Raw genomic sequence first — 8,101 nt, 5'->3', positions numbered from 1 at the left:
TTCCTAGCAGTGATAGGCAACTGCATTATGGCGCATTGCGACGCCGGTTGGAGCAGGAGCCATCCACCCCATCCGCTGGATGTTTTGACGAGGTGTAAGTCTTGTTAATTGGGCAACAGTTTTCCTATCATAATTTACGGCTGCTCATTTGGAGCAGCTATTCCTGGGCCTGGTGCGCGGCAAAGGCATCCGTATAGTCAGGATGCCAGCGAGAGAGCGCCGGGCGGTTGTTTAAAATGTCGCCCAAGGCCCATTCAACGCGTTTGCGGTCGCGCTCTTCGGACACATCATTGTCCGGACAAAGAATATAGAAATCCCCGTTCGACATGCGTTTCAGCATGTATTCGATTGCCTCTTCGCTCGTCCACGCAGAGACAGGTTTTTCCGGCATGAACTTCTCAATCATACCAGTATAGGTAAACCCCGGCACAAACAGATGGGCGGTGATCTTCGCCTCGACCTGTCGCAAATCGTGCGCCAGCATTTCTGTCATGACCTTCACGGCGGCTTTGCTGGTATTGTAAGCGGGGTTTCCGGGCGGTGTGGTGATCCCCTGTTTTGACCCTGTGTTGATCACCACCGCAGGGCGTGCGGCTTCGATCATGCGCGGCAGGAAAGCATGTACGCCGTTCATGACACCAAAGAGATTGACCTCTAAAAGTTTGCGCCAGTTCTCTGCTTTTTCCCAACTGCCGGTCGGAAGCGCGATTCCGGCATTGTTCATCAGGACTGCTACCTCTCCGAGCGTAAAGACCTGATCTGCCAAGGCGGACATGGCGTCAGTGTTGGTGACATCGGTCGGAATCGCCTGAACGGTTGCGGACGTACCCGCCAGATCGCGCAATTCCGCCTCGGCTCTCTCCAAGGCCTCGCCCGCCAGATCGACCAGCACAACCCCCAAACCGTCTTGCACAAATCGTTGGGCAGCGGCTTTACCGACGCCGCTTGCCGCCCCGGTTACAACGGCCAAGCCACCATTTTCGATTGCCTCGCGGTACATGGATCCCCCTTTTTTCTATGAATGGATTGGCAGTATTCAGAGCGCCATCTTTTGCTTGAGACCACTGATGAACGTCTCGTCGTCCTGCTGTTTGCGGGCATCGAGCAGCTCTTCAGCATCAGGTCCGGCGCGAAATCGCAGGCGGGTTCCCGTCTCGTTTGCCGCATCCCAAATGACCTGCGCGACGGTTTCGGGCGCAGAAGGGTTCGCGGCCAACTTGCCAAACAGGCGCCCCATGGCTTCAGCCATCGGCGCGTAGTCAGGCAGGTTCTCATCCATGGCGAAATCGAAAGAACTGCCCCCAAAGTTGGTTCTTATCATGCCCGGTTGGACAATACGGACCCGAATGCCAAGGGGCTCCAGCTCGTAGTGTAGTGCCTCCGAAAGACCCTCAACTGCGAACTTGGTGCCGTGATAAAGCGCGCCGAGCGGAAATGTGATCTGCCCCCCAATGGAAGAGATATTGATGACGGCACCTGATCGGTTCTGACGGAAATGGGGCAGAACTGCCTTAGTCACTTCTATCAACCCAAGCACGTTGGTGTCAAACTGACGCCGGATGCGATCCATTGTGAAAGCCTCTAACGCTCCATAGGCACCATAGCCGGCATTGTTCAGCAAAACATCAATCTGCCCGAACCTTTCGATGCCTTCGCCTACGGCCGTTGCAATTGAACCTGCATCCGTCACATCCAGTTGCGCCAGCTGCACGTTTTCTAACGCGCCGAGCTCTGAGCTGGCCGTGGGGTTGCGCATCGTGGAGATGACATTCCAACCGTTCGCTTGGAAATGCCGGGCCGTTGCCGCGCCAATACCTGATGAGGCCCCGGTGATCAGAATGGTTTTCATATCTCAACTCCCTAACTTTCAGTACATACGATAATCACCAAGAGTGTATGTATCTTTCAATATTCTCCAATTTTCTTGCTCATTCCTCCAGGTGCAGAAGTTTTCAGTAATAACTTGACTTGTTTTCGTGCTAACGATGAGGCCAACGACAGGAGGCATTCATGGGACCTCAGACATTGTTGGACTATGTTCTGGCGCTGCTTGAACACGCGGGCGTCGCGCAGGGTGTACTGACACACAAGGAAAGCGGAACGGTTTTTCTCACCCACCCGTCGACCACCCAACACGACGCAAATGTCTACCGCCCGCTGTTGTGCACGGTCCTGCAAGGCGCCAAAGAGGTAGGAACCAGTACCAGAACGCTAACCGTGCGGGCCGGGCAGTCGCTGATCGTCAGCAACGCGTTGCCCGTTGTTTCAAGGATCACCGAGGCCACGCCCGATCACCCCTATGTCGCGCTCGTGTTCCCCCTTGATCTGGATCTCCTTCGCGCCCTGGCTCCGTCCTTGCCGCAGTCATTCGCCCACCGTGTGTCAGATCCGTTTTCGATTTGTCTCGCACCCACTGATGACGACATGCAAGACACTCTGTTGCGATATTTTCGCCAGTGCGAAACCGAAGAGGTGCGACACATGCTGGCGCCGATCACGGCGCGAGAAATCCATGCCCGCCTGCTGGTAGGACAACATGGCGGCACACTTCAAAAACTGGTGTGGCACGAAAACACGGCCAGCCGGATTTTCGCGGCGACGCAGGAAATCCGGTCAGATTTGGGCAAGCCGCTTGTCGTCGGAGAGCTTGCCGCTCGTGTGGGTATGAGCAATTCGGCCTTCTTCGAACAGTTCAAGGCCGTCACGGGAAACTCTCCGCTGCAATACCAGAAAGAACTGCGTTTGCTTCATGCCCGTAATGAGCTTCAATCCACAGGCTCAAAGGTCTCAGAAATTGCCTACGGGGTTGGATACGAAAGCTCGGCTCAATTCTCCAGAGAATACGCCCGCAAATTCGGATGCTCCCCAAGACAGGACCGCGTTTCTGAAGCCGTGCAATAAGGTCAAAGCGAGCAAATTCAAATGTCACAGCCCCACCAAGGACAAAAGCTTTTCGACCCGACCAATTTCCGACAGTAACCGTAGGCGCCTCCACAGCGGATGCTCACTTCGTCCGCGATCTGTAAGTTCGACCAGCGCCGAGTTTTGCACCTGCAGCGAATGTCCGAAAAGCGGGCGCGACCGCAACACTGCAACCTGCCGCCGGATGTCTTCTTTGGGCCGTCCGTGAAGGCGGCATTTCGTCGTAAATTCAGGTCTACGATGCTCCGACGTTTAGCAGCGCCGGGGCCAAATGCAGACCATTAATATACGTAGGGACAACTGATACCGTTCCTTGATGCAACGACGGCTGACCACAATAGGGCTATGCAACAAAAAGCGAATCCAACGAGCTTTGGCAATGTTGCAATCACCACTATCCTTCCTAGCGATTGACTTCACTTGTTAGATCGCAGCCACTTCATAAACTCTCGCAGGCCTTTGGGCTGTCGATCAGGCAAAGTAACCATGTAATAGCCAAGGTTTTTTTGGTTTAGTGCGCAAATCTTAACCAACTCACCCGAAGCAATTTCACGCTCAACAATGGATTTGGGCTGAACTGACACACCGAGCTTTGCTGCAACTGCAGACAGTACCAGGACATTGGTATTCAAGAGTGTCAGCTTTACTTTTTCAAAATCAACACCTTCACGTTCAACCAGTGCTTTGCGCTCCATCATGTGACGTTCTATGACCCATGGCAGATCGATCACATCCGGCAGGCAGTTCACCGTTCTGCCTTTGACCAGGTCTGGATGCGCAACAACAAGAAAATCGCCATCGGTGAGCAACTGTGAACTGAGATTGGACCACTTGCCATCGCCATACCTGATGGCCAAATCCGTTCCGCTTTTCTTGAAGTCAACCAGATCAACTCCGGGATTGATGTTCAGGGAAATCTCCGGGTGTCGTGTCCAAAACTCTCCAATGCGTGGCATTAGCCAATTTGCGGCAAACACAGGCGTCACTGCAATATTGAGCGGTCTGTGTTCTCTCAATGACCTAATATTCTCCACTCCTTCGGCGATGGCGGCAAAGCCTGATTGCAGGTCTTCAGCCAGCCGTGCACCGGTCGAAGTGACTGTAACTCCGCGTCCATCGCGAACCATCAGGCTTTCGGAAAAGTCTGCCTCAAGACTGCGGACATGATGAGCAATTGCTGCATGCGTGACGTTCAGCTCCGCTGCGGCTTTGCTAAAGCTCTGCTGGCGGGCAGCGGCTTCGAACGCCCGTAACGCTGCTAGAGAGGGTATGCGTGACCAGTCCATAATATAATACCTGAGCTAACAATAGAGAAAGCATATTGATTGGCCGATATGTTATCTGCCAGCCTATATTATTTTCAGAACCTCTCAAACATGCAAGGAGAACTGACATGTTAAAACTATTGAGTACATTCATCGTTGGTGCGCGTTCGCACCACGAAACCGAACCTACCCACGATTCAATGTTGATGGAGCATGAACGCCGTAAGGGAGAAGAGCTGCGGCGGCGACTTAAGCACGAGGCTGGACCCGTCAGATTCTGGTAATACGCATTTCTAAAAATTTTGCCTCCGGCCATCAGAGCGGGAGGCAAAATAGATTGAAGGACCGGAGAAAATGACCGCATACGTGATCTTTCAAGAAGATGTGCACGATCAAAAGGCTTTCGAGCGATACAAGACCATTTCACCGAGCTCAATCGAGAAGTTTGGTGGCCGGTTTGTCGTTCGAGGTGGTCCTATCGATGTTCTCGAAGGCGACTTTGCTTCCGAGCGGGTTGTTGTAATCGCCTTTACGGACAGAGCCGCGGCGAAAGACTGGTACCACTCTGCCGACTACGCCGATGCAAAGTCACTACGGAGAAGTATCTCGTCCGGTACGGCGGTAATCGTAGAAGGGCTCGAGTAAGAGTCCAAAATAGATCAAATTGAGGCCCCTTCGGAAGTTAGGTTCAAGCCATTCCCGTGCCTCCGCGAAACTCCAAGGAAATTCTATGACACAGACCACCTACGCATTCCGTTACAACGACTACGGTACACCCAATGTTCTGACATGGGACGAAGTACCCTTGGCTTCACCAGGCTCCGAAGAAGTTCAGGTGCAACACACGGCGATTGGGGTCAATTTTCTGGACATCTATCAACGAACAGGTGTCGACCGTTCGCAGGCACTACCCGCACAAATCGGTGTTGAAGCAGTTGGACGAATTGAAGCCATTGGCGAAGGGCAAACCCGTTTCGCCGTGGGAGATCGCGTCGCTTATGTTGGTGGAGCGCCTGGCAGTTATTCGCTGCGCCGAATCATCTCGGCAGGCCGGGTGATCAAACTACCCGATTGGATTGATGATGAAGTGGCGGCGGCTTTGATGTTCAAAGGCATAACGGCCGAGTATTTGATCAACCGTTGTTTGGCAGTGAACCAAAATCAAACCGTTCTGTTTCACGCCGCTGCGGGGGGTGTAGGCTCGCTCGCGTGTCAATGGCTTCATGCAAAAGGGGTTACCGTAGTTGGCACGGTCGGCACGGAAGAGAAAATCGAGCAGGCCCGCCTGAATGGCTGCGAGCATGTTTTACTGTCCGGCGATCCAGAATTCGTGACCAAACTGCGCGACCTTACTGGAGGTGTAGACGTTGTCTTCGACTCCATCGGTCAGGCGACATTCACAAATTCGCTTGATAGTTTGCGCCCTCGTGGAACAATGGTTAGCTTCGGAGCAGCCTCAGGTGCACCGCCTGATCTGAGTGTTTCGGAACTGGTCAAACGAGGGTCGTTATTCCTGACCCGCCCCTCGATCGCCCACTACACGACAGACCCGGAAGAATTCCAAACCGCGGCGGATACCTTGTTCCAGGCAATTGCGGATGGGGCAATCAGGAAACCTCAGATCACCCGAATCCCAATCAAGGAGGCGGAGGAAGCACACACTCTTATGGAAGCCAGAAAAACAACGGGGTCGTTGATACTGATACCTTAAATCAGGGGCCTCGCTGCAGGCCCCCTCCCTTAATTGCGCTGCAAGAGCATCAATCCGGCACCGACGATCAGCACCATCCCCGCGATTGTGGTCATTCCTGGCGCGCTATCAAAGATGACCATGTCCCAGAAGGCCGCATAGACCAGATAACAATACTCAAATGTTGCCGCTATTGCTGGAGGAGCGGTCTGGTATGCCCCGGCGAGGCCGAGGCTTATGATGACAGTGAAAACCGCCAGAAGAACTAATATCAAACATTCTGTAGTACCCAGCGGCGACCAGATGCCAAAAACATAAGGATAAGCCTCGGCCAGACCGTTCTCAGGTGGCCAAAGGTAAAGCACTACACTGATCACGAACGTGACCACCGTCATCACGAGCATTAGGGACAACACCATCGCCGCCAGTGGAACGTCCTGACATTTGGTCCGGGTAATTATGTGCGACAACGCGTAGAAACCAGCGCCGATAACCGGCAATACGGCCCAGGGTGAGAACGTATCTGCGCCTGGTTGAAGGAGGATAACAACACCCGCGAACCCAACCAGCACAGCGACCCAGCCAATCGGGCCCACCCGTTCCCCGATGAAATAGGCGGATAACAATGTCACAATGATGGGAGCGATATAGTTGGCAGCCCCGACAGTTGACAGGCTGATGAACGGTATTGCACCATAAAACGCCAAGAACGTCACCGTCACAAAGAGTGCTCGAAGTAGTGGCCATTTCTGTAGAGCAATCTTGAGAATTGTCCCGCGAAATCCCTGCACTCTTGCCAGAACAAAAAGAATAGGAAGCGCAAGTAACCCACGTAGGGCAAAGACTTGCCAAAGCGTCAGATTTGCAGCGTACAGTTTGAATACGACATCCTGCACCGATGTTACAAACATTGTGGCCAGTATGAGTACGATGCCACGCACAACATTTTGCGGGCGGGCTATTCCCGAAACTACCGTCATTTCCAAATCTTTCAATGCGTTGAGTGTGAAGGATGTGGCTCTGGTCCGTCTTTCAAAAAGAACACCAGAACACCGGCAAAAACGGCGAGCCACAGAGAGGAGTACCAGACCCAGTAGTATTGGGCATAAAGATCGAAGAGCACGCCGCCAAAATAAGCTCCAAGGGCTGCGCCCACCTGATGCCCGGCTGAAATCAGACCAAAAGCCAGCCCCATGACGCGAACGCCAATGTGTGACGCCACAAGGCTGGCTGTCACCGGTACGGTGGAATAATCAACCAATCCAAACAGAACTGAAAAGAAGATCAGCGTCTCAAAGCTCGCTCCGACATTGATCAGAATGACAAATGTAAGGCCCCGTAAAAGGTAAATACCACCCAGTAAGAGTTGTCTGTTCACGCGGTCGGTTAACCAACCGGCAAGGATCATGCCGGCCAGGTTGATGGCTGACAAAAGGCCGTATGCCGTAGCTGAAGGGATGGGACCAAATCCGCAAAAGGCGGCATAGGGCAGGAAGTGCGTTTCGATCACTCCAGAGGTCGTGTAACCGCAGATAAAGTAGCTCCAGAACAGTATTTGAAACGCGGGTAGCTTTAGGATTCTAACCAGATCGTACCAAAGCGTGGTTTCAGATTCTTCTGGGGAGGCTTTGGCTGAAATTGGCGACGCTTGGCGTGGAAACCACCTGTGAATACAAGCCATAATGACCAATGTTCCAAGCCCAAGGGCGATAAAGGCCATGCGCCAGTCGTAAGTTCCAATCAATACAGCCAGCAAAGGTACAAATAAAAATTGGCCGCCTGTCGAGCCAGAGGTTGCAATACCTGTGGCCAGTCCCTTGTTGCGTGCAACCTCTTGCTCGACGGCCGTTGAGACCACATGTGTCGCCACTAAGCCGAAACCGACTGCAGCTATCCCACTGAACGCTACGAAGAATGCTAGCGGGTTCGTTGTTGCTGCGACGAGAAGGCACCCGACGGCAAGAGCCGCCAATCCCAATTGAAGAATGGCACGCGCTCCCTGCTTATCAACAAGCCGTCCTCCAAAAGGGGCGATCAGTGCCATGACCAGCAATGCAGAGGCGGCGGCTGCGGACGTAAAACTACGACTCCAACCCATATCCTGCTCCAGCAACGGCATGACCAATCCAAGGGCGGCCCGCGCCGAAAAAGTCAGCGCTAGTGCCACAAACGACAGTCCTATGATCAGGGAAGATCGATGATGCTGAAGTGGGTTAGCCATGTG

General features: G+C 53.3%; 8 protein-coding genes. 3 read left to right on the top strand and 5 right to left on the bottom strand.

The genetic code is table 11. From position 1 onward, the window contains the following. Positions 1-157 precede the first annotated feature (157 nt). On the bottom strand, positions 158-1,000 hold the full coding sequence (locus tag AC2FD8_RS19440) for an SDR family NAD(P)-dependent oxidoreductase (RefSeq protein WP_496858889.1): 843 nt from the start codon (positions 998-1,000) through the stop codon (positions 158-160). Between the two features lie 36 nt (positions 1,001-1,036). Continuing rightward, positions 1,037-1,849, bottom strand: coding sequence for an SDR family oxidoreductase (locus AC2FD8_RS19435; RefSeq protein WP_496858888.1), 813 nt, complete (start codon positions 1,847-1,849; stop codon positions 1,037-1,039). Positions 1,850-2,010: 161 nt separating this feature from the next. Between AC2FD8_RS19435 and AC2FD8_RS19430 the strand changes: the two genes are divergently transcribed. Continuing rightward, on the top strand, positions 2,011-2,901 hold the full coding sequence (locus AC2FD8_RS19430) for an AraC family transcriptional regulator (RefSeq protein WP_496858886.1): 891 nt from the start codon (positions 2,011-2,013) through the stop codon (positions 2,899-2,901). A gap of 437 nt (positions 2,902-3,338) precedes the next feature. Here AC2FD8_RS19430 and AC2FD8_RS19425 read toward each other — a convergent pair whose 3' ends face one another. Further along, the gene (locus AC2FD8_RS19425; protein ID WP_496858884.1) at positions 3,339-4,208 is read right to left on the bottom strand and encodes a LysR substrate-binding domain-containing protein; all 870 of its coding nucleotides are present in this window, start codon (positions 4,206-4,208) and stop codon (positions 3,339-3,341) included. Positions 4,209-4,541: 333 nt separating this feature from the next. On the opposite strand from AC2FD8_RS19425, the gene AC2FD8_RS19420 reads away from it, so the two are divergent. Then, the gene (locus AC2FD8_RS19420) at positions 4,542-4,832 is read left to right on the top strand and encodes a DUF1330 domain-containing protein (RefSeq protein WP_496858883.1); all 291 of its coding nucleotides are present in this window, start codon (positions 4,542-4,544) and stop codon (positions 4,830-4,832) included. A gap of 85 nt (positions 4,833-4,917) precedes the next feature. After that, a complete protein-coding gene (locus AC2FD8_RS19415; RefSeq protein WP_496858881.1) occupies positions 4,918-5,898 on the top strand; it encodes a quinone oxidoreductase family protein in 981 nt (326 codons plus the stop codon). A 29-nt stretch (positions 5,899-5,927) separates the two neighbouring features. Here the strand turns inward: AC2FD8_RS19415 and AC2FD8_RS19410 are convergent, their stop codons facing one another. Both AC2FD8_RS19410 and AC2FD8_RS19405 read right to left on the bottom strand, forming a co-directional pair. Then, the gene (locus AC2FD8_RS19410; RefSeq protein WP_496858879.1) at positions 5,928-6,872 is read right to left on the bottom strand and encodes a DMT family transporter; all 945 of its coding nucleotides are present in this window, start codon (positions 6,870-6,872) and stop codon (positions 5,928-5,930) included. Continuing rightward, a complete protein-coding gene (locus AC2FD8_RS19405) occupies positions 6,869-8,098 on the bottom strand; it encodes an MFS transporter (protein WP_496858877.1) in 1,230 nt (409 codons plus the stop codon). Before AC2FD8_RS19405 ends, AC2FD8_RS19410 begins: the two co-directional genes overlap by 4 nt. Between the last annotated feature and the right edge of the window lie 3 nt (positions 8,099-8,101).

It is taken from the genome of Ruegeria sp. YTSC192 (assembly GCF_059609705.1).
Note: the sequence above shows the minus strand (reverse complement) of the source record. Positions and strands in the feature narration are given on the sequence as shown.

What these genes read in the sequence shown, in the direction of transcription:
- AC2FD8_RS19440 (WP_496858889.1), bottom strand. Translation starts at nt 1,000, where the DNA reads ATGTACCGCGAGGCAATCGAAAATGGTGGCTTGGCCGTTGTAACCGGG.
- AC2FD8_RS19435 (WP_496858888.1), bottom strand. Translation starts at nt 1,849, where the DNA reads ATGAAAACCATTCTGATCACCGGGGCCTCATCAGGTATTGGCGCGGCA.
- AC2FD8_RS19430 (WP_496858886.1), top strand. Translation starts at nt 2,011, where the DNA reads ATGGGACCTCAGACATTGTTGGACTATGTTCTGGCGCTGCTTGAACAC.
- AC2FD8_RS19425 (WP_496858884.1), bottom strand. Translation starts at nt 4,208, where the DNA reads ATGGACTGGTCACGCATACCCTCTCTAGCAGCGTTACGGGCGTTCGAA.
- AC2FD8_RS19420 (WP_496858883.1), top strand. Translation starts at nt 4,542, where the DNA reads ATGACCGCATACGTGATCTTTCAAGAAGATGTGCACGATCAAAAGGCT.
- AC2FD8_RS19415 (WP_496858881.1), top strand. Translation starts at nt 4,918, where the DNA reads ATGACACAGACCACCTACGCATTCCGTTACAACGACTACGGTACACCC.
- AC2FD8_RS19405 (WP_496858877.1), bottom strand. Translation starts at nt 8,098, where the DNA reads ATGGCTAACCCACTTCAGCATCATCGATCTTCCCTGATCATAGGACTG.